This window comes from Actinoplanes subglobosus (assembly GCF_042650585.1).
GTDB classification, from domain to species: domain Bacteria; phylum Actinomycetota; class Actinomycetes; order Mycobacteriales; family Micromonosporaceae; genus Actinoplanes; species Actinoplanes subglobosus.
This window is the reverse complement of record NZ_JBHSBL010000019.1, coordinates 153,923-177,241: the sequence shown is the minus strand read 5'-3', so window position 1 is coordinate 177,241 and position 23,319 is coordinate 153,923. Positions and strand designations below refer to the sequence as shown.

Here is a 23,319-nt window from a genome sequence, read left to right as displayed (position 1 = left end):
GGCCGATCGTGTTGACTGTCCGGGTGCTCACCACCGCCGAAGCCGTCGAGATCGACGTGCGCCCCGCCCGGCTCGGGTCCCGCGCCATCGCCCTGATGTTCGACATCCTCATGCAGGCGATCGTCTTCGGCTTCCTGGCGGCGGTGTACTTCATCGTCCTGGACATCCTGCCCGCGGCGTACGGCGATCTGCTGCTGCCCGACACCGCCTACCTGATCGGCATCGCGATCGTCGCCGTCGGCTACCCCACGACGGTCGAGACGTTCACCAACGGCCGCAGCTTCGGCAAAATGATCATGGGGTTGCGGGTCATCCGCGAGGACGGCGGCCCGATCCGCGCCCGCCACGCCTTCACGCGCGCCCTCATCGGCCTCGCCGTCGAATGGCCCGGCCTGCTGCTGCCCCTGGTCACCTGGGCCGGCAGCCTCGCCACCATGATCGCCTCCCGGCGCGGCCGCCGCCTCGGCGACCTCGCCGCCGGCACCCTGGTCGTCCACGAGCGCCGGCCCGTCCCGTGGAACCTGGTCCCCGGCATGCCCGCCGGCCTGGCCCTGTGGGCCGCCGACGCCGACCTGTCCGCCGTCGACGACGACCTGGCCGAGGCGGTCCGCCAGTTCGCCGCCCGCTCGTTCAACTTCGCCGAACCGTACCGGTCCATCCTCGGTCAGGGCCTGCACGCCGAGGTCAAGGCCAAGGTCACCCCGGCCCCGCCGTCGGGCACCCCGCCGTGGCTGTTCCTGGTCGCCGTCCTGGCCGAACGACGGCGCCGCTCCGCCGCCCAGCTCGCCGCCACCCGCGCGGTCACCCAGCGTGTCCTGCCCGGTTTCGGCCAGCTCCCGGCCGGCACCCGCCGCTGACCCGCCCCGGCGTCCAGCCCTCCCGCTGTCTGACCTGCCCCGGCGTCCGGCTCTCCCGCTGTCTGACGCTCCCGGCGTCCGGCCCTCCGGCGTCCGATTCCGATCATGGCCGGCCCGGCATGCTCCGCGTCCGGTCGTTCCTGCCGCCCGCTTCGCGCGGCAACCCCGCGAGGGTCCCGGCAGGCGATCTTCTCCGGCAGCTTTTCCGATACGGCCAGGAGCCCCGCCAAGCGCAAGAGGTATCCCGAAGCCCCGTGTCCACCGGTCGGACGAACCGTGCGCCCTGGACACCTCCCGGTCCAGTTCTGCCGCCAGCGCCAGTCGCGCCACTACCGCACCGCCGCCACGTGTCAGAACGGTCCCACGGCCAGGTGTCATGGTCCCACCGTCCGCCGGTCAGCTGCCCGAGGCGCAAATCAGCCCCAGCGAGAACCGGGTCCTGACCGTTCGAGTCCCAGATCGCCGTCTTTGACCAACGAATGCGGAGCCCTTTTGCCCGCCGCCAGCTCCTTTGCCCGCCGATCTTGAGTGCTTCACCACCGTTTTCGGTGGTGAAGTACTCAAGATCGGGCGTCGGGACGTCAGCAAATGGCAGCCACCACCACACTGACCAGCTCGTGCTCCGACGGGCGCCGCGGTTCGCTGCCCGCCGCCCCGGCGGGGACCATCGAGGCAGGTGCCGCGGATTTTGCGCCCCAGCCTGCCGGGACCCTCGGGCAGGCGGCGCGGGTCGGGGCCTGCCCGGGCAACGCCGGACTGAGCCCCACGGAACAGTGCTGGCCGCCCCCGTCGCATCCTGAGACCCACCGATCCATCGACGAACATCACCTACCGATCCGCCGTCCCTGGCAGATCCCTGGAACCCACCCGGCCGCTGACCTGCAACACGTCGTTCTCACAGGTCAGCAGCACCCCATCGGGCCGGTCCAGAACCGCGGCCCGCACCGGCCATCGCCCGTCCTCCGGCACGGCGAAGTTGACTGTCACCTCCGCGTCTCCCGGCGAACACGACACGAGCGTCACACACGCCCCGGCCGGCACCCGATCGCCCGCTTTCGGATTGTCGGCGACCTCGGCCCACGTGTCGGACAGCCGCTGGAACGCCTGCTCGCGGGCTTCTCCGCGCATCCGGGACGCCTCGAACGCCCTCGTCCCGGCTGCGGCCAGTCGCTCGAGCATCCGCTCCACCGGAACCTGCCCGACGTGGCGGTCATAACGCACCCGCCGGATCTGGATCATCAACTGGTGAAACGCCCTCGCCGCATCCCACGCGCTGCCCGCCGGCCCCGGCACAACGGGCTCGCGGCGACCGGACCGCTTGCGCCACGGCGGCACCTCCGCCTCGATCGCACGAGCCGCCCCCGACAGATGCCACAACGAATCCTCGAACCAGACCGTCACCTCCCCACCGCGCAGCGCTCCGGCCGCGCCGATCCGGAGCCCCTCCTCGCTGCGCAGCGCGCCCACCCTGATGCTCTCCCGGTCCGGCGGCAGGGCGTCTCCGGTGCCCTGGATCGGCACGCCGCCGAGCCACGCGATCCCGACAGCGTCGCCACTGTCGAACCGCGCCCGCCGAACCGGCATCTCCAGGTGCAGATCACCGTCGCCGTCGGCGAACCGCCTCGGCGCTCGCACCCGCACCCAGGCGGAGTATCCGTCCCCGGACCGCTCCACCCGGACCACCCGAACGGTCGCCCGTGACAGGTCGTAGTCGCCTTCCACCCCGGAATCCGCCCACGACAGCACCCCGCCGCGAACCAGGTTCTGATAGTCCCGGTAGTACAGCGGCCGCTGTACCACCGGGACCAGCAGCCGCCGCATCCGGTCACCACCGGATGCGACCAGCCAGTCACGCCGCTCCGGACCGAACTCGCCCATCCACCGAAGCCCGGCCCGCGCGGCCCGCTCCCGCAACCACCGGTTACGGACCCCGAGCATCCCGAAGAAGTTGAACGTGTTGTTGTCCCACACGTCGGCGATCCGAGCGACCTCCTGCCGGTCGAAACGCCTTCCGTCCGCCGCGATCCACGCCAACTGCTCCACCGACCGGTCCACCAGCCGCACGAACATCGACACCGCACTGTCGCCACCCATGCCCCGGCAGCGTAGAGATCACCATCCACCCCGCGGGCCCCGGCAAATCCGCTGTCGCGGCCGGCCCGCTCCGGGTTGAATACGCCGATGCTCACGATCCGCCCCGTCATCGAGGTCCGGCCGCCCGGCGACCCCGCACCGTGGCCGACGGCCTGCCAGCCCGCGTGGTCGTGGCTCGTGCTGGACGCCACCCGCGCCCCCGGCGAGGTCGCCCTGTTCGTCGCGGCCGTGGCCGCGTCCTCCTGCCCTGACACCGTCACCCTCGACGGGCTGCTGGCCACACCCGACCTGATCGTGTCCGGCGGCCTCCAGGTCCACGACGCCACCACCGGCGTGACGGTGAGCCCGGGCTGCTGCTGCGGCCTGGAGGACTGGCGTGCCGTCGCCCGAGGAGACGACCTCTGGCTCGGCCACGACCCGGCCCCCACCGTCCAGGACCGCGGCGACCACCTGCGCTTGTGGCAGGACGACAACGAGCAGGGGCCACACGTCGACATCCCCCGCGCGCAGCTCCCGGCCCTGCTGGAGTCCGCGCACCGCGACCTGAACGCGTTCCTGCCACTGATCGGCACCTGGGCCGGCGACCGTGGCCCCGCACTGGTGGCCGCCATCGACCGCGAATTCGCCATCACCGCCCCGCTGGAGTTGCCGTGCGATACCACTACACCGGCCCCGCCGACATAGCCGCCGCCGCCCGCCACTCGCCGCCGGGCACCCCGATCCGCTCCACCGACGACCTGAAGACCTGGCTGGCCGCCGCCGACCCCCGCGACCGTGACGACCCGCACACCTACGTGATCACCACCAGCGGTGTCCTGCTGCTGGGCCCACGCCGCAGCGAACACGTGGCCTGCGCCGCCGGCGCCGACGTCCTGGCCGCCGGCGAGATCACCGTCGACCCGCACGGCCAAGTCATTGAAGTGACCAACCAGTCCACCGGATATTGCCCGCAACCGTCCTGCTGGCCCGCCGTCGAAGCCGCCCTCGACCGGGCCGCAATCCCGCACCCGGGTGCTTTCACCAGTGCTTTCGTCTTCCGTCACTGCCCCACCTGCACCCACTTGAACGTGATCAAGGACGACCTCTACATCTGCGCCCTCTGCGACGGCCCGCTGCCCCCTTCACCTTCCCTATCGCCACCGAACCCGTGAACGGTTCACGCGGAGGCACCCGACGGCGTGAACCGGGCCTGTCCGCCGCCCAGCCACGTCGATAGAATTCCGGGCGTGACCGATGACGCCGACGTTCCTCCCAGCCGCCGCCTGGCAGCCGTGCTCGGCCTGCCCGAGCCGAAGCCGTTCAGCGAGGAGGAGGAGCGCGCCTACCAGCAGTGGCTGGCCGACGGCGACGCCCAGGTCGAGGAGATCCTGACTCGCCGGCGCCGGCAAGCCGCATGAGCCGGGCCCGCCCTTGATCCAGGTCCGCCCGCATGTCCTCGACGCGTCCGCCCTGGTCGAGCTCTTCTCCGGCCACCAGACTCTGATGCGGCTGCTCGACGACGCCGACGCCGGCGACCGGTTCGTGATCGTCCCGACCTTGGCGATCGCCGAGGCCCAGGCCGTGCTCAACGCCCGCCAGTCCCACTGGGACCGCATCCTTGGCGTGCGGAGCCTGCTCACGATCGACCTCAGCCCGCACGTCGCCGTCGAGGTCGGCCGTCTCGCTGCACCCCGGCTCCGGCACCACCCGGTGCACACCCCGCTGATCGGGCCGCTGATGACCGCGCAGGTCCTGCACGAGGCGACCATGCTCAACGGTGTCATCGTCACCCGGGTTCCGGAGGCCTACGGCGGACACGACGTCGCCGTCCAGACCATCTGAGCGGCCGTGATAGGTTCGGCCGTGCCGTGCGCCACGACGACCTGAGGAGGTGAGTCCGATCAACGCTGTGACCGATCGGGTCTCCCCGCCTCGCATGGTCCGGGGAGTGCCCGTCCAGGCATTCCGAAAGGCCGTAAGTGCGCCCACTTTCCACGTCGTCGGCCGACGGCGTACAAGAAATGGTTTTCTCTGTCGGTGAGGTCCCCGGCGTCCTCTGGACGCTCGGAGGCGCCGTCGGCGCCCGCCCGCTGATCCTGATCGGACACGGCGGTGGCCAGCACAAGAAAGCCCCGGCGGTGCTGCACCGGGCCCGCCGTTTCGTCACCGATCTCGGCGCCGCCGTCGTCTGCGTCGACGTCCCCGGCCACGGCGACCGCCCACCCCATCCCGAGTTCAACGCCCTCGCCGTCCACAACCAGACCCGCATCGACGACGGCGAGGACCTGGCCGCGGTGCTCACCGCCTTTCAGGCGACGGTCGCCGGGCAGACCGTTCCCGAGTGGCGGGTCGTCCTCGACGCCGTCCAGACCCTTGATCATGTGGGTGCGGGCCCGGTCGGCTACTGGGGTGTGTCGCTGGGGTGCGGGCTGGGCGTCCCGTTCGTGGCCGCCGAACCGCGGGTCCGCGCCGCGGTCCTCGGTCTGGGCAGTGGCCTGGCCAACGCCGACGCCGCCGCCCGGATCACCGTGCCGATCGAGTTCCTCGTGCAGTGGCACGACGAGCGGATCCCCCGCGATCAGAGCCTGGCGTTGTACGACGCTTTCGCCTCACCGGAGAAGACCCTGCACGCCAACCCGGGCCTGCACTCCGACCGGCTGCCCGACCACGAGCTCGACAGCACCGTCCGTTTCTTCGCCCGTCACCTGACCAGCTGAGACACGAACGGCCCGGCACCAATGGATCGGTGCCGGGCCGTTCGCGGACGCTGCTACTTCGTGGGCTCGGTCTCCGAGCCGGCCTCCGGCTTCTTCTCCGACGCGGCTTTGTCGTGCGACTTACGGTGGAACGTCACCGCCATGAACGCCACGATCAGCCCACCGATCACCAGACCGGCAACCGCACTGGCCAGCGTGTTGGTGATCCAGCCGAACACCCCACCGAGCGCCCCGGTAGCGTCGTGGACCGCCTCCTCCATGTGGTGCACGATCGAATACGGGCCGTGCCAGCCCAGCTCGTCCGCCCCGACCAGCAGGATGTGCCCACCGACCCACAACATCGCCGCCGTGCCGATCACACTGAGCCCGGTCAGCACCTTCGGCATCGCCTTGACCAGGCCACGGCCGAACTTCGCGGTCCCCTTGCCCGGCTTCTCGGCCAGCCGCAGACCGACGTCGTCCATCTTCACGATCAGGCCGACCGCGCCGTACACCAGCACCGTCATGATCACCGCGACGATCGACAGGATGATCAGCCGCTGCCAGAAGCCCTCGTCGGCGACCTCGTTCAGCGAGATCACCATGATCTCCGCCGACAGGATCAGGTCGGTGCGGATCGCGCCGGAGATCAGCGTCTTCTCGTCCGGCCGCTGCTCCTCCTCGTCGTGCCCGCCGCCGTGGGCGATCCGCTCCCAGATCTTCTCGGCACCCTCATAACACAGGTACGCCCCACCGATCATCAGCAACGGCGTCAGCAGCACCGGCAGGAACTGACTGAGCACCAGAATCACCGGCAGAATGATCAGGAACTTGTTCCGCAACGAACCGATCGCGATCCGCTTGACGATCGGGATCTCCCGCTCGGCCGCCAGACCCCGCACATACTGCGGCGTCACCGCGGCGTCGTCGATCACCACACCGGCCGCCTTGGCCCCGGCCTTGGCCGCGGCGACCCCGACGTCATCGACCGACGCAGCGGCCGCGCGCGCCAGCACCGCGATATCGTCCAGCAGAGCTGCGAGTCCAGCGCTCAACGAAGAGATCCCTTCCAGTCGAATTGCATACGTGCAGACTCATTCTCGTCCAGCGGGGCTCCCGGTGCATGACCCACCCTGGGTTAACGCCCCAATGTCCGCCCCGCCCCCGCGATCACCGTGGTCGCCAGCACCCAACCGGCCACCATCACCGACAGCGCCACCGCCTTGTCCGCACCGACCGGATCCCAAACCTTGTCATGCCCCAGATCCAGCAGCGGCACCAGGAGATCCACGCTGTAGAGGAACGGATCCCACGTCGGCGCCTCATCCGCCTTGACCGCCCGCAACGGCCCCGACCAGGCGAACCACGCCGTGCTCGCCGCCACCACCGCCAACAGCCACGCCAGCGCCCGGCCCGGCCGGTAGCCGAACCCGATCCCGGCCTCCTGCACCGCACCCCACACCGCGCCGGCCCAGCCCATCGCCCGATACCGGCGCCGCTCGCGTACCACCCGCACCTGCCGTGCCTCGTGTTCACGCCCGTCACGCGCCAGCGCCGCCGCCAACTGGTCGTACGGCCCCGGCGTGAAACCGGACGCGAACCGCGCCATCCACGCCAGCCGTTGCCGGGCCGTCCACTCGCCGACATCCTCCGACCGGCGTGCCAGCCGCTCATAGGTCAGCCCGTCCAGCTCCACCCGGCACCCGACCGGCCACCCGACCGGATCGTCGGCAAGCCGCCCGAACCGCGCATCCCGCAAACTGATCGTCCCGGTCGACGCCGCCGCCGGCCGCAACGTCAGCAGCGTCGCCCGCGCCTCGATGAGCAGCAGCGAATACCCGCCGTCGACCCCGCGCAGCACGGTCCGGCGCAACGTCATGCTCCCGCCGACCTGGGCACCGATCAGATTGACCTCGCCGCCGGCATCCAGATCCTGGGCGAACAACGACCCGCCGACCACCAGGCTCCCGGCGTTGACCGCGGCTCCCGACTCCGGGTCGGGCCCGATCCGCGCGGCCCGCAGACTCACTGTGCCGCCGATCCGGGCCCCCGCCATCCGCACTCCCCGCCCGATGACCGTCTCACCCAGTTGAATCCCGCCACCGACCTCGGCCCGCTGCAGGAACACCGTCCCACTGATGCGGCTGCGTTCCAGCACCACCGACCCACCGATCCGCGCCGGAAACAGCCACACATCCTCATGAACGGTCGCGTCGCGGGCCCCGAAGTCCCCGGCCACCCGCAGCCCGTCACCTTCGATCCCCGGCAGAACGGAACCGTCCAGATTGACCTGAACCAGGTCCGCATGGTCGACCAACAGCGCCCGCTCGAACTCACACCGCCGCATCCGCAACGGCATCTCGACACGCACCCCGGTCAGATCCAGACGGCCGGTGACCCGAGCACCCTCCAGGTCCAGCCGCCCACCGCCGTCACGCAACAGACCCGCCAGAAACACACCGTCGACCGCCCGCCCACCGAGGTCGACATGCGCCCCGTCCCGGAACGCCCGTCGCACCCGCCGCCGCGTCCCCACCCCGTCGGCAATAGCCATCCGCCGATCAAACCATCCCTCACCGTCCGCCGGTGGTCCCGCTTCTTTCGGCGGTACGGCCAGAGCATCCGCCCCATCAGGCGTGCAGCCGCCCGTCCCGGAACAACACGTCGAAGACCAGCCGGTCCACCGCCGACACCCTTCCCCGTTCAACCTCGGTCGGAGATCGGCCGCCGCCTACCTTGCTGGCCCCGAGTTCCCCGCTTCAGCTGAGGAGTCTGTCGGCCCACGTCCGCGGGCTCTTCCCGGCCAGCGCTTCCCGCAACCCGGACATCCGCCGGCGTCGCTCGGCAGGCGGCGCGTCGAACCCGGTGAGCAGGGCGGCCTTGATGGCTGAGACACTGAACGGGTTGACCAGCAGTGCATCGCCGAGTTCCTCCGCCGCGCCGGCGAACCTACTGAGAACCAGGCTGCCGTCGCCGTCAGCACGGGCAGCCACATACTCCTTCGCCACCAGGTTCATGCCGTCGTTCAACGACGTCACCGCCATCACGTCGGCGGCCCGGTACAACGCGATCAAGGTGGCGGGGGCGACAGCTCGATCGATCAGGATCGCGGTCCGGATACCGGCCTCCGCGTTGATCTCGGCCACCGACTGGCGGACCCGATCGGAAAGGGCCTGGTACTCAGGGACCTGCCGACGGCTCGGTACGCCGACCTGGACAAGTACAGTCCGCCTCGGATCCAGGCTGCCGTCCCTGATCAGTTCCCGGTATGCGCGCAGGTGCTGCTCCACGCCTTTGACCGGGTCGATCCGTTCGATGGCGAGCACGATCCGTCGCCCCGGCGCGAGGAGGTCTCGGACACGGTGGGCCAGCGCTGTGGTCCGGCCGGACTGGGCCTCGTCGCTGATCGCGGTGAAGTCCACTTGAGCCGGGACAGCCCGGATGCGGCTGACGGCGGCGTACACATCGAGGTCCTTCGCCGTCGATCCATAGAACAACCGGGCCATCGCCTCGGCCCCGGCATTCGTCTGCACGCCTATCACATCGGCACCCACGATCCCTCGGAGGATCTCGTCCGCAGTCGGCAGTCGGTTGAAGATCGACCGGGACGGCACGGCGGTGTGCAGGAAGAAGACGATCCGCAGGTCAGGCCGCAGATCCTTGAGTATTCGGGGAACCAACTGTAGGTGATAGTCGTTGACACACACGGTGGCACCCCGGGGGGCAACGGCAGCCGTCCGGCGGGCGAACTCCTGGTTGGCGCTGACATAGGCAGGCCACCAGAGATCTTCGAAGCGTGGCTCGAAGACGTTGTCGTGATAGGTGGGCCACAGGGTGGCGTTACTGTATCCGTCGTAATACCGTCGGGCGACGACCGGATCCAGCTCGACGTCGGTCAGCCTGGCAGGCAGCCGATGCGGAGCCTGACCGAGTCCGGCCCAACCCACCCATTGAACATGATCCCCGGCGGCGAGTGGTCGGAGTGTCGTGACTAGTCCGCTGGCCGCGAGCGGACCACCGGATCCGAGATCGGGCATCCGGTTGGACACGATCACGATCGGGCCCGGCTTACCGAAGCTCATCGCCCGGGTCCGCCGCCGAACATCTCGTCCAGCACGGTGGGCTCGACGACCAGGTCGGTCCGCTGCACGTCATTGATCTGGTGGGGAAAGGACAGCACCACCCCGAACTCACCGCCCATGCTGCGCTTTGCGAGCCGCTGCCAGTCCTGGACGAGATACCGCGCGGCACCGTAGCTGGAACTAGTACTCATTCCAGCGCAAACTATAGCCGTGCGACCGGTTTCGCGGTCCACCAACCGTTGAACGATCGCCAACTCTCGGTCCTCGGCATCTCGGCCGCGCCCGCGCAGCAACTGGTGCTTACGCGGCCCGCGCCGGACTTGGACGGCGCGGTTGCCGTCGGGCTGCTTCTCGAACCTGAAGAACGAGTCGGGATGGTCGTCCAGGTAGTACTTGGTCAGGCTGTTGTAAACACCGCTGCCGATCATGACCATCGTTGAGGTGTCAAGGTTGTCCATACTCTCCGGGCTGGTGTCGATCAGGACACGCACCTCGGACAGCTCCGGCGAGCGATGGCTGAGCCACTCGCGTAACCGGGCCGGGGTCTTCGCCAGGAACTTCGACCGGAACAGATCAGCGATTCCCTGCGCGCCCATGTGCTCCAGCCGGAATATGACCGGACCCTCGTAACCTTTGGTCACCGGCTCGACGGTCTCGATGGCGCCAGCCTTCACGATCAACCGGGAAAGATAGATGTTGATCGATGCTGACCTGCCATTAACCCCGAATAGCATCAGCAGCCGCCGCTTGTTGGAGACGATTGTCGCCATCAGGGCGACTGCAGCGATCGCGACATAGAGGACGGTAGTCAGGACGTTCGCCAGAATGGAGGTCGCGATCTCTGTGGACATAGACGGATCTGGCTCCTTGCCTCTCAGCCTGGAAGCCATGCTATCTAGATCGACAGGTCTCTGGAATTCCAGAACCAGCGATCGATCCTTATCCGGCTGTCCTGCATCAGACGGCCGTTCGCCCTATTGCAACAGCCGCTCCCCACCGAGATCCGATCAGGGTTGCAGCCGCCCGTCCCGGAACAACGCGTCGAAGACCAGCCGGTCCACCGCCGACACCCGTTCCCGGTCCGCATACGTCAGCCAGACCACCTCCTCGATCTCGTTGTCCGCCCGCAACTCACCCCGGTAGTCGGCCCCGTAGCAGCTCATCCGCACGATCGTGCCCGCCGGATGCCCGTGCGCCTGGTCCTCGAACACCCCCACCGGCACCGCACTGCCGGCGTCGATCGCAACACTGAGCTCTTCCCGGATCTCGCGCACCAGCGTGTCGACGTCACTCTCCCCCGGCTCCCGCTTGCCGCCCGGCAGATAGAACACGTCCCGCCCCACCGACCGGGTACTGAGGATCGCCCCACCCTCCACCCGAATCCAGGCCACCTTGTCGATCACGCGAACCTCCCACTCCGGGCGGCCGTCACGGGACCGCTTTCCTAGTGTGTACGCATGGCCGGTTCCGGATGGGTGTCACTACGACCGGACGACGACTTCGTCGCACAGTTGCTCGCCGCGTCACGGTCCCGGAGGGGCCTGGACTGCGGGGACGCCGCGGTCGACGCCGTCCAGGTACGGGCGGCCCTGATGGCCTCCGGCGAGGCCGATCCGTTCGGTCTGCGGCTGCGCGACGTGCGGATCACCGGTGCACTCGATCTACGGACCTGCGTGGTGCCGGTCCCGGTCCACTTCGAGTCGTGCGACTTCACCGACCCGGTCAACGTGCAGGGTGCCCGGCTGCACGAACTGGTGATCACCGGTGATGCGTCGGCGGTCCGGCCCCGGGTCCTGCCCGGTCTGGTCGCTTCGGGAGCCCGGATCGACAAGAACCTGATCCTGTCCGGCATGGTGATCAACAGGGCTGTTACGACGAAGGCCGCCACCGACCGCCCGGCGAGCATCTGGCTCAGCGACGCCGACATCGGCGGCAGCCTCGTGGCGAACGGAACGCACATCCTTGCCCCGGAGGGCTGCGCCATACACGCCGACCGGATCCGGGTGGCCGGCAACATCAGGCTGGTCGAGGGTTTCCGGGCCACGGGCGAGTTGCGGATGCTGGCGATGCGCCTGGGCGGCTCGCTCGACGTGACGGGAGCCGATCTCACTCCGGCCGACGGGCGCGCGCTGGACCTCGCCGAAGCCACCATCGGTGGCAGCGTGTTCCTGCTGAACTCCCCGACGATCGGGCGACGCTGCCGGGTCGGCGGCAGGATCGAGATGGGCCATGCGACGATCCAGGGTGCGGTACTGATCCGCAATGCCGACCTGACCGCCCCACCGGCCGGCAGTGGCCTGCGCTTCTACAACGTCGAGTCCGACACCGAACGGGCTGCTCTGCTGGCTCCGCGGCTGGCCGTGCGCGGGATGTTCCGGGTCGAGGGCGACACCGTGATCCGCGGTGGGATCGTGCTTCCCGGTGCCCAGCTCGACGGTGGCCTGAAACTGGCCGGGGCGCTGTGGAACGCGGAGGACACCGCACTCGACCTCAACCAGGCCGTGCTGGGTGGCCTCCTGGACGCGAGCGGCGTCTCGATCGAGGGCACGATGCGCCTCGGCGGTGCCCGCATCAACGGGCCGCTCCGGCTGGAGCAGACAACGTTCGCGAAACCTCGCCGCCGGCGCTGTGTGTCCGCGGTGAACGTCACCGTCGCCGGTGATGTGCAGGTGCGAGGCCTGTCCGCGGTGGGTGGCGCGCTCGCCTTCCGGGGCGCCTCGATCAGTGGTGTCCTCGACGCCGAGAACGCGTTCGTCAGCAACCCGGGCGGGCCGACGGTGAGCCTGCACATGGCCCAGGTGACCGGCAATGTGCGGCTGTGCGGTGGGTTCCGGTCGATCGGGCTGGTGGTGCTGATCCGGGCTGTCATCGGCGGCCGGCTGCGTGCCGACGGCGCGACGCTGACCTGGCGGGACGACGGTGTGCCTAGTGTGCACGGGACGGCGTTCGACGCGACCTCGGCGGTCATCCGGGGCGGGGTGAACCTCGGCTGGCAGGTCGTTGCCGGGGCGGTCAACTTCACGGGGGCCGGCACGTCGTACCTGGCCGACCGGCCGGTGCAGGACTGGCCCGCCGACTCGTACGTCGGTGGTTTCGCCTACGAGCGGTTCGAGGCGGTCGAATGGCACGGCGAGGCGGTGTGGGACCCCGATGCCCGGATCGCCTGGCTGTCCCGGATGACCAGATACGACCCGCGGGCGTGGGAGCATCTGGCGGCGGTGCTGCGTACGGCCGGTGACGTCGACGGCGCGGAGACGGTGCTGGTGGCGCAGCGCCGGCGGGCCCGCAGACTGCGGACGGGGCGGCGGCGGTTCTTCGACGTGCTCCAGGACGTCACCGTGCGGTACGGGTTCCGGCCGCAGCGGGCGCTGTATCTGCTGGTGGTGCTGATCGCGGCGGTGACCGCCGGTCTGAGCCTGCCCGGTGTGCAGGCGCAGATGCGGGCGACCGATCAGAACGCGCTGGTGTTCAGCCCGGCCGGGGCGAGGCCGCTGCCGGACGAGCATCTGCCGCCGGGCGCATGCGGCGACGGCAAGGTGCGCTGCCTGAGCCCGTTCTTCTACGCCGTGGACACGGTGGTCCCGCTGATCGACCTGCACCAGCGGTCGACGTGGTATCCGGTGGCGGAGCGGGACGGCGTACTGCTGGAGTGGTTGTTGAATCTCTGCACGATCCTCGGCTGGATCGCCTCGACCGTCTTCGCCGTGTCCTTCACCCGGCTCGGCCGAGCCGGGTGACCGCACAGGGTTCGGTGTAACCGGGGTCCACAAGAGCCGGAGACAGCATGCCTGAATTATCGAATTACTGTTACCGGCAATCCAATAAACCTGGCAGGCGTCGTGCGCCACGGGGATCGTCCACTCAGGTGCGTAAGATAATGACCGTTATCCTTCAGGTAGGATTCGGGGCGTGACGGAAGAAGGACACGAGCTCGTCGTGGTCGACGCGGTCCCCCTGCCGGCGTTCGCTACGCCCGGACCGACCCGGCTGGCGGAGCTGACGACCATGTGGCTCAGCCGGCAGCGGTCCGCGCACACCCGCACCGCCTACCGGCGCGATCTGTGGCAGTGGGGTGACTGGTGCGCGGCCACCGGCCGTAACCCGCTGACCGCCCGGGCCGCCGACCTCGACGCGTGGATCGTCGAGCAACGCGCGACCGGCGCGCGCGGCAGACCGGCCGCCGAGTCCACGATCGCCCGGCGCCTGTCGGCCGTCGCATCCTGGTATGACTACCTGCTCGTCAACACCGCCGCCGACCCGGAGCCGTTGATCAGCCACAACCCGGCGCAGGCCGCGGCCCGCCCCCGCATCGACCCCGACGACAGCAACACCGTCGGCCTGGACCGTCCGGAAGCCGACCGGCTGCTCGCGCAGGCCCGCGCCGACTCGTTGACCAGCCACGCTGTGATCCTGTTGCTGCTGGTCGCGGGGCTCCGTGTCGGCTCGGCGATCGACGCCCGGATCGAGGATCTGCGCGTCGACCGCGGCCACCGGGTGCTCAACCTGACCGTCAAGGGCGGCCGCCGCCGGCGTGTCCCGCTGCCACCGGTGCTGGCCCACGCGATCGACGAGATGCTGACCGAGCGCGGCAATCCGGCCGGGGGGCCGCTGTTCGTGGCACCGTCCGGCCTGCCGATCTACGAGCTGTATGTGTACCGGCTGATCCGCCGCCTGGCCCGCCGGGCCGGCCTGGCCTCAGCGGACGCGCTGAGCCCGCACTCGCTGCGGCACACCGCGATCACCGAGATCCTCGACGCCACCGGCGGCGACCTGCGCCGGGCCCAGGACTTCGCCGGCCACGCCGACCCGCGCACCACCCGCCGCTACGACCGTCGCCGCGACCAGCTCGACAACCACGGCGCCTACCTGCTGGCGGGACGCTTCGGCGACACCGGGTCCGGCACCTGACGGTTCTGTCAGAACGATTCTCCTGAGATTTCGCCGCCCCGGAGCGGAGCGGCCCGGATGTTCCGGCTGCCCGCTCCGGGGACGGTTCTCAGAATCGGACGGTGGTTTTCTGGCAGGGGTCCACGCCCCACACCGCCTTGCACATCTTGAACTCGACAGCCTGCGGCGTGGCCATCCCCATCCGGCCGCCCACGTTGCGCACCGTCGACCGGCTCACGGTCTCCCGGTTGCATGCCGTCGCCAGGGTGCTGTCGGCGTCCGTACCGCGCGTTGTGATGATCTTGTATTCGATGTAGACGCACTTGTTGTCGGCGACCTTGTCGCGCAGGGTCACCGACATCGCGACATCCCACGACGCGATCACGCGGATCGTGCGGTTGGCCTCGACGCTCGCCGTACCCCAACTCTGGTCGAGCCCGCCGCGGACGGCAGCCTGCGCCGGAGCGCCGGCGAACACGGTGGCCGCGATCGTGCACAGTGCCACTGACGACAGACGTCCGTGGCCGCGCTTGAACTGGTACATCAGACTCCCCACAGGTTCGCGCCGGCTGCCCTGGATCGGCGGCCGGCCTCTCCTGCCAGCTAACGCCGCCTGCGGAAACGGACTCAAGCCCCAGAAGCCCATTACGGCCCTTTGTCGATGCAAATAGCGTCGTTGTGTCACATACGGTGGTCGCTCGGGTGGGCCCGTCGCCATACCCGGCTCCGCTGAGGCCTGCTTCAGCCGACCCGTAACGAGTGATGTGACCTGTCAGCCGATCACACAGTCGAGTACCCGGCCGTCGAGAGTCCCGATCGCGAGGCGGTCGGCGCCGTGGCGTGCCAGCGCGAGCGGCACGACCGGATGCCCGCCGACGTGCAGCAGCTGCCGGGCGCGGACCGTGCCGTCGGTGGCGCGCAGGGTCACCAGCTCACCGTTGTTGTAGGCGACGTAGACGTTCTCCGCGTCGACGTCGACGGCGGTGACCTGGGCGTCGGCGGTGAACACCCACTGTGGTTCGCCGGAAGGGTAGGCGCGCCGGACCACGAACGCGTTGCCGGGCAGCAGGCCCCGGCCGTCGTGGACGGCGCCGGAATACACGATCGCCGGCCCGTCCCGGTCGTCGATGTAGGCGCCGCATCCGCCGAACAGGTGCCCGCCACGGGTGGTGTCCCATTCCAGGGCGAACAGCCGGCGCACCTGCCCGCCGGGGGTGTCGACGGCGACGACCGCCTTGTCTTTCGAGGGCTTGCCGGGTCGGCCCTGGAGGAACAGCAGGTCCGGGGCGTACCGGATGTCGAAGTAATGGTTGAACAGGTCGTAGCCGCCCAGCGGGACCATGGTGGGGTTGAGCCGGACCTGCCCGGCTGTCGTCCCGGTGGCGGTGTGGTCGGTGTCGCGTAGCGCCCATCGCCCGTCGGACCGGCCCACCAGGACGGCGGGAGCGTCGGTGCGGTGGGTGGCGCGGACGCTGCCGTCGCCGGGGTCGACGTCGAGGACGGCACCCGGCGGCGTGCGCCACCACCCGTTGCTGTACTCGCGGCGGGGCTGGACCAGCACCAGCGCCTGCTGTTCGCCCGGCGTGGTGCGCAACTGGTAGGCGCCGCCGCCGGTCGGGGTCCGCCAGACGGGAGTGTCCGAATCGGGTGTCCAGCACTGCACGTCGCCGTCCTCGGAAGCGGCCAGGATCCGGCCGTCGGTGAGGGTCGCGACCGCCCAGACGGCGGCGCGTGGTGTCCAGGCGGTGCTGAGTTCTTCCAGGACGGCGGCCGCGGCGGCGGGGCCGGCCGGTGCGTGGTCCGGGTGGGGTCGTTCGTCGAAGGGCGGCCGCAGCATCCCGGGGGTGGCCTGCTGCCAGTCGTCGCGGTGCACCGAGCAGGTCACGGTGGTGGTGCCGAAATGTTCCTCGTCGTCGTCGCAGGCGATGGCCAGCAGCAGGTCGAGGGTGTGCGGGTCGCGCCAGGTGACCCCGCGGATCTCGCGGGCGTCGGCCAGCAGCGACACACTGTCGCCGGTGGTCAGGTTGAGCAGGAGCAGTTCCCCTTCGTAGAGGTAACCGCCGTCGTACGAGCCGGTGCCGATCGCCAGTAACGGCAGCGTGGGGTGGAACGCGAGGGCGTTGGCCGGCCAGACGGTGGTCACGTACAGCAGGCAGTGCAGGTCGCCGGTGCGGTACACGGCGGTGGGATACCAGCCGCGCCGCGGCCGGTGGGCGACGCCCCGGGCTCGGCTGGAGACGTCGCGGCCGTGCCATTGGGGGTGCGTGTGGGCGCCGCCGACCGCGATGAGGGCCCGCTCGGCGCAGATGGCGGCGGCCCGGGGCCGGCCGATCTCGCGGAACGCTCCGGCGCCGAGCACCCGGTCGACCCGGATTTCACCACCGATCATTTTGTCCCTCTTCCGGTACGAGCAGCCAGCGCGCGAAACAACTGTCGTCGTCAAGGCGGGTGTACCAGCGGACCTTCAACCGGTAGGCCACCACGCCGTCGGTTCTGATCAGCAGTCCGGGGTCGGGGTCGCGTGTCGGCGGCCCGTGTTCGGCCGGCACGGGACCGGGCTGTGCCGGGCGCAACGGGCTCGCGAACTCGCCGTCACCGTCGGCGGCAGCGGTGAAGACGGCGAACTCGTCGTCGCTGTGTCCCCGCCAGTCACTGCGCCCGGCACTGTCGATGGCGAGGAACTGCTCGCCGTTGGTCCACAGCCGCCCGACATGAGTCCATCCATCCCCCACCCCGCCAGTATCAGGGCTCGGCCGTAGGGCCCACTGAGCAGGGGCGGATGGCGGCTTGGGACAATCTTCCGGCAACAGTGAGGGGGATTCACATCATGACCGAGACTTCTGCCGAGACCTGGGAGACGCTGCGTTCCCTGGCCAACGAGGCGATGACCAAGGCGTACGCCCCGTATTCGAAGTTTCCGGTGGGCGTGGCGGCTCTGGTCGACGACGGCCGGTTCGTCACCGGGGCGAATGTCGAGAACGCCTCCTACGGCCTCGGCCTGTGCGCCGAGTGCTCGCTGGTGTCGAACCTGATCATGACCGGTGGCGGGAAACTCGTCGCGTTCGCCTGCGTGGACGGCGACGGCAACACGCTGATGCCGTGCGGCCGGTGCCGTCAGCTGCTCTACGAGCACTCCGCGCCGGGCATGCTGCTCGACACGCTCAGCGGGATCAAGACGATCGACGAGGTCCTTCCGGACGCGTTCGGTCCGCGGACCCTGCAGACCTACCAGGACGCTCACTGACGACGGATTCCTGCAGAACCTCGGCATGGGTACGGACGTCGCTGATCAGCCCATCAGCGAAGGCTGCCACGTCACTGCCGATGAGCTCCAGGATGTTCCTGCCGTCGGCGGCGCCCTGCTCGAAGAAGTCGACGATCTCGGCGAGCAGCCGCCCGTCGAGCAGGTCGACCGGCCCGACCTTGAACAGGTACTTCTGGATCTCGGTGTAGACGATCCGGTAGTCGGGCGGCAGCGCTTTGACTCTCGCGACGTGGGCCCGCCACTGCCGCTTGCCTTCGATGATGTCCCGGATGCTCACGTCAGCCTCCCAGCCGGCCCAGTTTGCGGGCGACGTTGTTGTTGAGTTGCTCGCGCCACCGGTCGCGGTAGGTGCGGGCACCCTCGCCGCCGGCCAGTGCCCGGCAGAAGCCGGGGATGTCGTCGCCGAGGACGTCGGCCGCGCTCTGCCCGTCGGCGGCGGCTTCTTCCAGCAGCGTCAGTGCGGCGTCGAGGATCGGCATCAGATTGCGGCCGGTGAATCCGGCGTACGGATGAAGGTTGCTCTGGATCTGTGTCCAGGCATCGTGGTGATCGCCCGGAAGTCTGCGGGCCCGGGTCTCGAACGCCTTCCACTCCCGGGTCATGTCGTTGCCGGTGATGGTGTCCCAGAAGTTCATCGTCCACCGTCCTTGAGTGCGTCGATGCGGGTCGAGACGTAGTCCCATTTGGCCCAGAAGGTGGCGAGCTCGCGGCGTCCGGCATCGTTGAGCGCGTAGAACTTGCGCGGTGGCCCGACGTCGGAGGGCCGTTTGGTGACGTGCACGAGTCCGTGGCGTTCCAGACGCAGCAGGATGGTGTAGACGGTGCCGTCGATGACGTCGGTGAAGCCGAGGTCGTTGAGCCGCCGGGTGATGGCGTAGCCGTAGGTCTCCTGGCCGGCGATGATCTCCAGGACGCAGCCTTCGAGGGTGCCTTTGAGCATTTCCGTCAGGTCTTCCATCAGCTCCCCTGGTATCCGGTACCACTAGGTACCGCTATACGGTACTACCGGATAGCGGTGGTCGGTAGGGTTCAGGCATGCAGCTTCGTCACTCGTTCGGCTCGGCGGCTTCCGCGTACGCCGAGCACCGCCCCGACTACGCGCAGGCCGCGGCCCGATGGGTGTTCGCGACGGCCCCCGGTGCCCGGGTGCTGGATCTCGGCGCCGGGACCGGCAAACTCACCGCCGCGCTGCTGGCCGCCGGCGCCGACGTGACGGCCGTCGAACCGGACCCGGCGATGCTGGCCGAGCTGCGCCGCACGCTGCCGCAGGTCAACGCTCTGAGTGGCAGTGCCGAGTCGATACCGTTGCCGGACGCGTCGGTGGATGCGGTCATCGCCGGTAACGCTCTGCACTGGTTCGACATGGCCGTGGCCGGGCCGGAGATCGCGCGGGTGCTGACGCCGGGCGGGGTGCTGGCGGGGCTGTGGAACGTGCTGGACGATTCTGTCGGCTGGGTGGCCGGCCTGGCCCGGGTCGCCGGCGCCGAGGTGGTCGGCCCCCGCGACACCCCGGCGGCGTGGCGCGCGGCGACGCACGGTCTGCTGGGGCCGGCCGCGGAGCGGGCCGAGTTCGCGCACGGGCAGCGCCGGACGGCGGATTCGCTGGTCGCGACCCTGGCCACCCGGGCGGGGCTGCTGGTGCTGCCGGAGCCGGAGCGCACCGCCACGCTCGACCGGATCCGTGACTTCCTCGCCGCGCAGCCGGAGACGGCCGACGGTGAGTTCACGCTGCCGATGCTGACGTGCGGCTGGCGGGCCCGATGGGCGTGAGGCCGCTGATCTTCCTGGACGTCGACGGCCCGTTGATCCCGTTGCGGGCCCGTCCCGGGACTCCCGAGGGGACACCGCCGCCGGACCCGTCCGGGCATCCGCTGATCCACCGGCTCGACCCGGCCGACGGCGGCCGGCTGCTGGCCCTCGACGGGGAACTGACCTGGGCGACGACGTGGATGGACACGGCGAACGAGCTGCTCGCCCCGCGGCTGGGCCTGCCGGTGCTGCCGGTGGTCGCGTTCCCGGAGGAGGACCCGGTGGCGGGTGCGGGCCTGCACTGGAAGACGATGAGCCTGGTGGCGTGGGCCGGGGGCCGCCCGTTCGTGTGGCTCGACGACGAACTCACCGACGTCGACCGCCACTGGGTGCAGGACTTCCACCCCGGCCCGGCGCTGCTGCACCGGGTGGACCCGGCGGCCGGGCTGACCGCCGCCGACTTCACCGCGGTCAGCGACTGGCTGGCGCGTCTCTGAGCACGCTCAGGGCCGCCGGGACCCGGCCGAGCCCGATCAGCAGGCGGGCCATGTCGTGGCGCAGGTCGTGCCGCCGCAGGACCGCGAGGGCCTGCTCGGGGCGGCCGGCGTCGGCCAGCAGCGCGGCGATGACCCCGGCGGCATACCAGGTGCCGCCCTCGGGGTGTGCCTGGGCCAGCGTGATCGCCTCGTCCCGGCGGCCGAGGGCGGCCAGCAGCGGCAGCCGGAGCCGGAAGTACTCCCAGTCGTCGGCGCCGAGACCGTCGAGGTAGGCCAGGCCTTCGGCGGCGCGCCCGTTCTCGGGGTAGTGGCCGCACAGGACGTCGACCGTCCAGTCGTCGCCGCGGGCGGCGAACGCTCGCAGCACCGCGGTCGCCTCGTCGACGTGGCCGTGCCGGGCGAGGAGTTCCGCGAGCTCGACGTCGCAGGACAGTCCCGGCTGCCGGTACACGGCGATCGCCCCGTCGATGTCGCCGCGCTGCTCGAGCAGGCCGGCGAGGACCCGCGCGCCGTGCCCGAGGGTGTCAGCGGCCGCGTACGCCCGTAGTTCGTCGAGGCGGCCGTGGCGGGCCAGCAGGTCGGCGAGCTGGTCACGGTCGTTGATCGAGGTCATCTCCCGGGTGTGCAGCAGGGCGATCGCCTCGTCGATGCGTCCCTGCCGTTCGCGGATCGTGGCGAGCAGGTCGACCGCGTTGAACGGGGTGACGGCGACGTCGTCACAGCCGGGATGGTCACAGCGGCGTACGGCGGCCGCGATACGGGCCGTCAGCAGCGCGGCGGTGTCCTCGTCGCGGCCGGCGGGTGCGGCGACGTCGACCAGCGCCGCTGCCAGGGACGCGTCATCGATCCCAGGGCGCAACAGGTCGTAGGCGTCGCCGGCCTGCCCGGCGCGGGCGAGCAGCCGGCCGAGGAACGCCCGGTCAGCGCCCGGGTGGGAACGGGCCATCGCGACGGCCTCGCCGGTGCGGCCCTGCCGTTGCAGCAGGGTGGCCATCGCCTCGGTGGCCGGCCACCAGCCGGTGGCGGCATACGGTGCGAGGATCTCCGGGTCGGCCAGTGCCCGCGCGCAGAACCAGTCGCCCTGCCGGGCCAGCCGCGCGACGTCGCCGGTGTGGCCGCCCGCGAGGAGCAGGTCGACGAGGTCGGGCGGCACCCATCCGGCGTGGGTACGGGCGCGGTGGGCGAGGTCGGCGGCATCCATGGCCGCCGACGGTATACGCAGGTGCCCGTCGCCGCGGCGGGACGGGGGCCGTGTCCCGCCGCGGCGAGGCTCGTCGGCCTCGGCCGGATTCCGAGCAGAGGCCTAGTGGTTCGTCCCGGTCCAGGCTCCGGTCCGGGGGTTGACGAACGACCATTCGCCGGTGCTGCGGTTCTCTCTCATCTGCATGCTGCGCGTGCCGCTGGGCTGGCCGCAGTAGGTGTAGTAGGTGTAGCTGCCGGAGATCCAGTCGTCGCAGAAGGTCTGCGCGAAGCCCCAGGTGATCGGCCCGACCTCGCCGTCGGACTGATTGTCGCCGATGTAGATGTACTGGTACTGGAAGGTCTGGTTGTGGGTGTTGACGCCGTACCCGCCGTCGATGAACGCGGTGCCCTGTCCGTTGTCGAACCCGTCGACCCACAGGATCGCCTGCCACATCCGCACGACGTTGCCGCTGCGGACGCACCAGCTTTCGGTACAGAGCGTGTGATTGTCGCTCCACCCCCACGACACGGGGTGGGCTGAGGCCGGCGACGCCACCAGGACTCCGGTGACGCTGGCCGACACGGTCATCATGATGGCGATCAGGGTTCGTGGGAAGCGGCGGAACATGGTCTCCTCCATGGGCCGGGAACAAGCCGCGCCAATCGTCAACCATCGATCTGTTAAGGATCTGTGGCAAACCTTGTGGAAATCAGGCACCCGAAAAGGTGCGTGGCGGGCGGGATACGGTCGGGTGATGAGTGGATCGATCGTCGTGGACGGTGTCCGGCTGGGTTGCCGGTGACGGGCCGCCGGTGCTGCTGCTGCACGGGCTCGGCGACAGCGGCCGCGACTGGGACCCGGTGCTGGACGGGCTGGCCGCCGCCTCGACCGTCTTCGCCCTGGACCTGCGGGGGCACGGCGACAGCGATCGGCCGGGCGACTACTCGTTCGAGCTGATGCGCGACGACGTGCTCGGTTTCCTCGACGCGATGGGACTGACGTCGGCGGCGCTGGTCGGGCACTCGATGGGTGCCGTGGTGGCGGTGCTGGTGGCGCAGGCCGCCCCGCGGCGGGTGTCGTGTCTGGTGCTGGAGGACGCGACGGTGCCGCGGCCCGGTGATCTGCATCGGCCGCCGCTGCCGGCCCCGGACGGGCCGACAGCCTACGACTTCGCGGTGATCAACGCGATCCGTGCGCAGCTGACCGACCCGGACCCGGCCTGGTGGGAGAACACGGCGACGGTCGGCGCGCCGACGCTGATCGTGGACGGGGCCAGCAGCGACCAGCGGCAGGAGTTTCTGGCGGCGTCGGCGGCGCGGATGCCGGACGCCCGGCTGGTCACGATCGCTGCCGGGCACGACGTGCACCGCGATCGGCCGGACGGTTTCCTGGCCGCCGCCGGACCATTTCTGCGGCGGCACGGCGCAGCATCACTCTGACCATCGGCGGGAGGAGGCCCGGAATCGGGCCCTGCGCAGGTGGTTCCGTCGGCGCCGCAGGAGCGCGGGGGTATGTCGACCGGATTATCGGGCTCGTCACAGCCTCGTGATCGGCTACCCTGCCGGGCGTGATCTACCTGCGGAATGCGGCGGCCATGTGGACCGCGCTGTTCCCCGCGGCCCGCCTCGACGAGCGGCTGCTGCGGGTGGACCGGCCGGGTTCGACGCGGGTGATCCTGCGCCGGCCGCCGGACGCCGCCACGGTCGCGGAGGTGGCCGGGATGGCGTTGCAGAGCCGGGTGGTGGTGGAGGACGTGTTCACCAGCCCGGACGCGGAGCCGGTGTTCCCGAACTCGCGGTCGGTGTGCATGCCGGTGATGAATCGCCGGCCGGGCGGCCTGAAGGCCGCGGCGTTTCCGGTGGTCGAGGTCCGTGACCCGGACACGCTGGCCGCTGCGGAGCGCGTGATGGTCGACGGTTTCCCGTTCCCTCAACTGCAGCCTTGGGTACGGGCGACCGCGCTCCCGCCGCGGGTGCTGGAACTGCCCGGCTGGCGGGTGTGGCTGGCCCACGACGACGGGGTGCCGGCGG

27 protein-coding genes are annotated in these 23,319 nt (G+C 70.3%); 12 read left to right on the top strand and 15 right to left on the bottom strand.

Translation table 11 applies throughout. The features are described from left to right. The first annotated feature begins 8 nt into the window (after window positions 1-8). Window positions 9-857, top strand: a complete 849-nt coding sequence (locus ACFO0C_RS26240; protein ID WP_378069344.1) for an RDD family protein — start codon at window positions 9-11, stop codon at window positions 855-857. A gap of 828 nt (window positions 858-1,685) precedes the next feature. Here the strand turns inward: ACFO0C_RS26240 and ACFO0C_RS26235 are convergent. Next, window positions 1,686-2,951: a hypothetical protein gene (locus ACFO0C_RS26235; protein ID WP_378069343.1), complete on the bottom strand. Its 1,266-nt coding sequence runs from the start codon at window positions 2,949-2,951 to the stop codon at window positions 1,686-1,688. An 87-nt stretch (window positions 2,952-3,038) separates the two neighbouring features. Here ACFO0C_RS26235 and ACFO0C_RS26230 point away from each other — a divergent pair, with 87 nt between their 5' ends. From ACFO0C_RS26230 to ACFO0C_RS26210, 5 genes are all read left to right on the top strand, one after another. After that, window positions 3,039-3,635 carry a hypothetical protein gene (locus tag ACFO0C_RS26230; protein WP_378069342.1) on the top strand — a complete coding sequence of 199 codons (597 nt, stop codon included), beginning with the start codon at window positions 3,039-3,041 and terminating at the stop codon, window positions 3,633-3,635. Beyond that, entirely contained in the window at window positions 3,602-4,102 is a 501-nt protein-coding gene (locus ACFO0C_RS26225) for a hypothetical protein (RefSeq protein ID WP_378069341.1), read from the top strand. The genes ACFO0C_RS26230 and ACFO0C_RS26225 overlap by 34 nt, the downstream gene beginning before the upstream one ends. Before the next feature lie 75 nt (window positions 4,103-4,177). Further along, window positions 4,178-4,348: a hypothetical protein gene (locus tag ACFO0C_RS26220; RefSeq protein ID WP_378069340.1), complete on the top strand. Its 171-nt coding sequence runs from the start codon at window positions 4,178-4,180 to the stop codon at window positions 4,346-4,348. 13 nt (window positions 4,349-4,361) lie between these two features. Next, complete coding sequence (locus ACFO0C_RS26215) at window positions 4,362-4,772, top strand: hypothetical protein (RefSeq protein WP_378069339.1); 411 nt, start codon at window positions 4,362-4,364, stop codon at window positions 4,770-4,772. Window positions 4,773-4,951: 179 nt separating this feature from the next. Beyond that, on the top strand, window positions 4,952-5,647 hold the full coding sequence (locus ACFO0C_RS26210) for an alpha/beta fold hydrolase (protein ID WP_378069338.1): 696 nt from the start codon (window positions 4,952-4,954) through the stop codon (window positions 5,645-5,647). Between the two features lie 53 nt (window positions 5,648-5,700). Here the strand turns inward: ACFO0C_RS26210 and ACFO0C_RS26205 are convergent, their stop codons facing one another. The 5 genes from ACFO0C_RS26205 to ACFO0C_RS26185 all read right to left on the bottom strand — a co-directional run bounded on the left by ACFO0C_RS26205 (window position 5,701) and on the right by ACFO0C_RS26185 (window position 11,111). After that, a complete protein-coding gene (locus ACFO0C_RS26205; RefSeq protein ID WP_378069337.1) occupies window positions 5,701-6,681 on the bottom strand; it encodes a DUF808 domain-containing protein in 981 nt (326 codons plus the stop codon). Window positions 6,682-6,764: 83 nt separating this feature from the next. Continuing rightward, window positions 6,765-8,180 (bottom strand): hypothetical protein, encoded by a 1,416-nt coding sequence (locus ACFO0C_RS26200; protein ID WP_378069336.1) that lies wholly within the window; start codon window positions 8,178-8,180, stop codon window positions 6,765-6,767. 205 nt (window positions 8,181-8,385) lie between these two features. Continuing rightward, window positions 8,386-9,663, bottom strand: a complete 1,278-nt coding sequence (locus tag ACFO0C_RS26195) for an alpha,alpha-trehalose-phosphate synthase (UDP-forming) (protein WP_378069909.1) — start codon at window positions 9,661-9,663, stop codon at window positions 8,386-8,388. A gap of 41 nt (window positions 9,664-9,704) precedes the next feature. Continuing rightward, window positions 9,705-10,559: a hypothetical protein gene (locus ACFO0C_RS26190; protein ID WP_378069335.1), complete on the bottom strand. Its 855-nt coding sequence runs from the start codon at window positions 10,557-10,559 to the stop codon at window positions 9,705-9,707. Between the two features lie 156 nt (window positions 10,560-10,715). Further along, entirely contained in the window at window positions 10,716-11,111 is a 396-nt protein-coding gene (locus ACFO0C_RS26185) for an NUDIX hydrolase (protein ID WP_378069334.1), read from the bottom strand. Window positions 11,112-11,165: 54 nt separating this feature from the next. On the opposite strand from ACFO0C_RS26185, the gene ACFO0C_RS26180 reads away from it, so the two are divergent. Together ACFO0C_RS26180 and ACFO0C_RS26175 are read left to right on the top strand one after the other, a co-directional pair. Next, window positions 11,166-13,445: a hypothetical protein gene (locus ACFO0C_RS26180; RefSeq protein WP_378069333.1), complete on the top strand. Its 2,280-nt coding sequence runs from the start codon at window positions 11,166-11,168 to the stop codon at window positions 13,443-13,445. Window positions 13,446-13,617: 172 nt separating this feature from the next. Further along, the gene (locus tag ACFO0C_RS26175; protein WP_378069332.1) at window positions 13,618-14,616 is read left to right on the top strand and encodes a tyrosine-type recombinase/integrase; all 999 of its coding nucleotides are present in this window, start codon (window positions 13,618-13,620) and stop codon (window positions 14,614-14,616) included. A gap of 88 nt (window positions 14,617-14,704) precedes the next feature. Here ACFO0C_RS26175 and ACFO0C_RS26170 read toward each other — a convergent pair whose 3' ends face one another. The 3 genes from ACFO0C_RS26170 to ACFO0C_RS26160 form a co-directional block, all read right to left on the bottom strand. Further along, on the bottom strand, window positions 14,705-15,241 hold the full coding sequence (locus ACFO0C_RS26170; protein WP_378069331.1) for a hypothetical protein: 537 nt from the start codon (window positions 15,239-15,241) through the stop codon (window positions 14,705-14,707). A gap of 126 nt (window positions 15,242-15,367) precedes the next feature. Next, entirely contained in the window at window positions 15,368-16,984 is a 1,617-nt protein-coding gene (locus ACFO0C_RS26165; protein WP_378069330.1) for a hypothetical protein, read from the bottom strand. Next, the gene (locus ACFO0C_RS26160) at window positions 16,971-17,327 is read right to left on the bottom strand and encodes a hypothetical protein (protein ID WP_378069329.1); all 357 of its coding nucleotides are present in this window, start codon (window positions 17,325-17,327) and stop codon (window positions 16,971-16,973) included. The genes ACFO0C_RS26165 and ACFO0C_RS26160 overlap by 14 nt, the downstream gene beginning before the upstream one ends. A gap of 95 nt (window positions 17,328-17,422) precedes the next feature. Here ACFO0C_RS26160 and ACFO0C_RS26155 point away from each other — a divergent pair, with 95 nt between their 5' ends. Beyond that, window positions 17,423-17,839 carry a cytidine deaminase gene (locus tag ACFO0C_RS26155; protein WP_378069328.1) on the top strand — a complete coding sequence of 139 codons (417 nt, stop codon included), beginning with the start codon at window positions 17,423-17,425 and terminating at the stop codon, window positions 17,837-17,839. Here the strand turns inward: ACFO0C_RS26155 and ACFO0C_RS26150 are convergent. The 3 genes from ACFO0C_RS26150 to ACFO0C_RS26140 are packed head-to-tail and all read right to left on the bottom strand — an operon-like array spanning window position 17,766 to window position 18,818. Then, window positions 17,766-18,137, bottom strand: coding sequence for a DUF1048 domain-containing protein (locus ACFO0C_RS26150; RefSeq protein ID WP_378069327.1), 372 nt, complete (start codon window positions 18,135-18,137; stop codon window positions 17,766-17,768). The genes ACFO0C_RS26155 and ACFO0C_RS26150 overlap by 74 nt on opposite strands. A gap of 1 nt (window position 18,138) precedes the next feature. Further along, complete coding sequence (locus ACFO0C_RS26145; RefSeq protein WP_378069326.1) at window positions 18,139-18,495, bottom strand: DUF1048 domain-containing protein; 357 nt, start codon at window positions 18,493-18,495, stop codon at window positions 18,139-18,141. After that, complete coding sequence (locus ACFO0C_RS26140) at window positions 18,492-18,818, bottom strand: PadR family transcriptional regulator (protein ID WP_378069325.1); 327 nt, start codon at window positions 18,816-18,818, stop codon at window positions 18,492-18,494. Before ACFO0C_RS26140 ends, ACFO0C_RS26145 begins: the two co-directional genes overlap by 4 nt. Before the next feature lie 77 nt (window positions 18,819-18,895). Between ACFO0C_RS26140 and ACFO0C_RS26135 the strand changes: the two genes are divergently transcribed. Together ACFO0C_RS26135 and ACFO0C_RS26130 are read left to right on the top strand one after the other, a co-directional pair. After that, window positions 18,896-19,630 carry a class I SAM-dependent methyltransferase gene (locus tag ACFO0C_RS26135; protein WP_378069324.1) on the top strand — a complete coding sequence of 245 codons (735 nt, stop codon included), beginning with the start codon at window positions 18,896-18,898 and terminating at the stop codon, window positions 19,628-19,630. After that, the gene (locus ACFO0C_RS26130) at window positions 19,621-20,106 is read left to right on the top strand and encodes a hypothetical protein (protein ID WP_378069323.1); all 486 of its coding nucleotides are present in this window, start codon (window positions 19,621-19,623) and stop codon (window positions 20,104-20,106) included. Before ACFO0C_RS26135 ends, ACFO0C_RS26130 begins: the two co-directional genes overlap by 10 nt. Here the strand turns inward: ACFO0C_RS26130 and ACFO0C_RS26125 are convergent. After that, the gene (locus ACFO0C_RS26125) at window positions 20,081-21,307 is read right to left on the bottom strand and encodes a tetratricopeptide repeat protein (RefSeq protein WP_378069322.1); all 1,227 of its coding nucleotides are present in this window, start codon (window positions 21,305-21,307) and stop codon (window positions 20,081-20,083) included. The genes ACFO0C_RS26130 and ACFO0C_RS26125 overlap by 26 nt on opposite strands. A gap of 102 nt (window positions 21,308-21,409) precedes the next feature. Next, on the bottom strand, window positions 21,410-21,916 hold the full coding sequence (locus ACFO0C_RS26120) for a peptidoglycan-binding domain-containing protein (protein WP_378069321.1): 507 nt from the start codon (window positions 21,914-21,916) through the stop codon (window positions 21,410-21,412). 152 nt (window positions 21,917-22,068) lie between these two features. Here ACFO0C_RS26120 and ACFO0C_RS26115 point away from each other — a divergent pair, with 152 nt between their 5' ends. Then, window positions 22,069-22,728 carry an alpha/beta fold hydrolase gene (locus tag ACFO0C_RS26115; protein WP_378069320.1) on the top strand — a complete coding sequence of 220 codons (660 nt, stop codon included), beginning with the start codon at window positions 22,069-22,071 and terminating at the stop codon, window positions 22,726-22,728. Window positions 22,729-22,861: 133 nt separating this feature from the next. Here ACFO0C_RS26115 and ACFO0C_RS26110 read toward each other — a convergent pair whose 3' ends face one another. Then, window positions 22,862-23,098: a hypothetical protein gene (locus ACFO0C_RS26110; protein WP_378069319.1), complete on the bottom strand. Its 237-nt coding sequence runs from the start codon at window positions 23,096-23,098 to the stop codon at window positions 22,862-22,864. Between the last annotated feature and the right edge of the window lie 221 nt (window positions 23,099-23,319).

Excerpts from the sequence above, each read along its gene's own strand:
- ACFO0C_RS26235 (WP_378069343.1), bottom strand. The coding sequence starts at position 2,951 with ATGGGTGGCGACAGTGCGGTGTCGATGTTCGTGCGGCTGGTGGACCGG.
- ACFO0C_RS26170 (WP_378069331.1), bottom strand. The coding sequence starts at position 15,241 with ATGGGCTTCTGGGGCTTGAGTCCGTTTCCGCAGGCGGCGTTAGCTGGC.
- ACFO0C_RS26130 (WP_378069323.1), top strand. The coding sequence starts at position 19,621 with ATGGGCGTGAGGCCGCTGATCTTCCTGGACGTCGACGGCCCGTTGATC.
- ACFO0C_RS26190 (WP_378069335.1), bottom strand. The coding sequence starts at position 10,559 with ATGTCCACAGAGATCGCGACCTCCATTCTGGCGAACGTCCTGACTACC.
- ACFO0C_RS26145 (WP_378069326.1), bottom strand. The coding sequence starts at position 18,495 with ATGAACTTCTGGGACACCATCACCGGCAACGACATGACCCGGGAGTGG.
- ACFO0C_RS26110 (WP_378069319.1), bottom strand. The coding sequence starts at position 23,098 with ATGCACACCGACCGCGAGTTCGGGAACACCGGCTCCGCGTCCGGGCTG.
- ACFO0C_RS26135 (WP_378069324.1), top strand. The coding sequence starts at position 18,896 with ATGCAGCTTCGTCACTCGTTCGGCTCGGCGGCTTCCGCGTACGCCGAG.
- ACFO0C_RS26200 (WP_378069336.1), bottom strand. The coding sequence starts at position 8,180 with ATGGCTATTGCCGACGGGGTGGGGACGCGGCGGCGGGTGCGACGGGCG.
- ACFO0C_RS26125 (WP_378069322.1), bottom strand. The coding sequence starts at position 21,307 with ATGGATGCCGCCGACCTCGCCCACCGCGCCCGTACCCACGCCGGATGG.
- ACFO0C_RS26230 (WP_378069342.1), top strand. The coding sequence starts at position 3,039 with ATGCTCACGATCCGCCCCGTCATCGAGGTCCGGCCGCCCGGCGACCCC.
- ACFO0C_RS26155 (WP_378069328.1), top strand. The coding sequence starts at position 17,423 with ATGACCGAGACTTCTGCCGAGACCTGGGAGACGCTGCGTTCCCTGGCC.
- ACFO0C_RS26180 (WP_378069333.1), top strand. The coding sequence starts at position 11,166 with ATGGCCGGTTCCGGATGGGTGTCACTACGACCGGACGACGACTTCGTC.
- ACFO0C_RS26140 (WP_378069325.1), bottom strand. The coding sequence starts at position 18,818 with ATGGAAGACCTGACGGAAATGCTCAAAGGCACCCTCGAAGGCTGCGTC.
- ACFO0C_RS26165 (WP_378069330.1), bottom strand. The coding sequence starts at position 16,984 with ATGATCGGTGGTGAAATCCGGGTCGACCGGGTGCTCGGCGCCGGAGCG.
- ACFO0C_RS26120 (WP_378069321.1), bottom strand. The coding sequence starts at position 21,916 with ATGTTCCGCCGCTTCCCACGAACCCTGATCGCCATCATGATGACCGTG.
- ACFO0C_RS26195 (WP_378069909.1), bottom strand. The coding sequence starts at position 9,663 with ATGCCCGATCTCGGATCCGGTGGTCCGCTCGCGGCCAGCGGACTAGTC.
- ACFO0C_RS26210 (WP_378069338.1), top strand. The coding sequence starts at position 4,952 with ATGGTTTTCTCTGTCGGTGAGGTCCCCGGCGTCCTCTGGACGCTCGGA.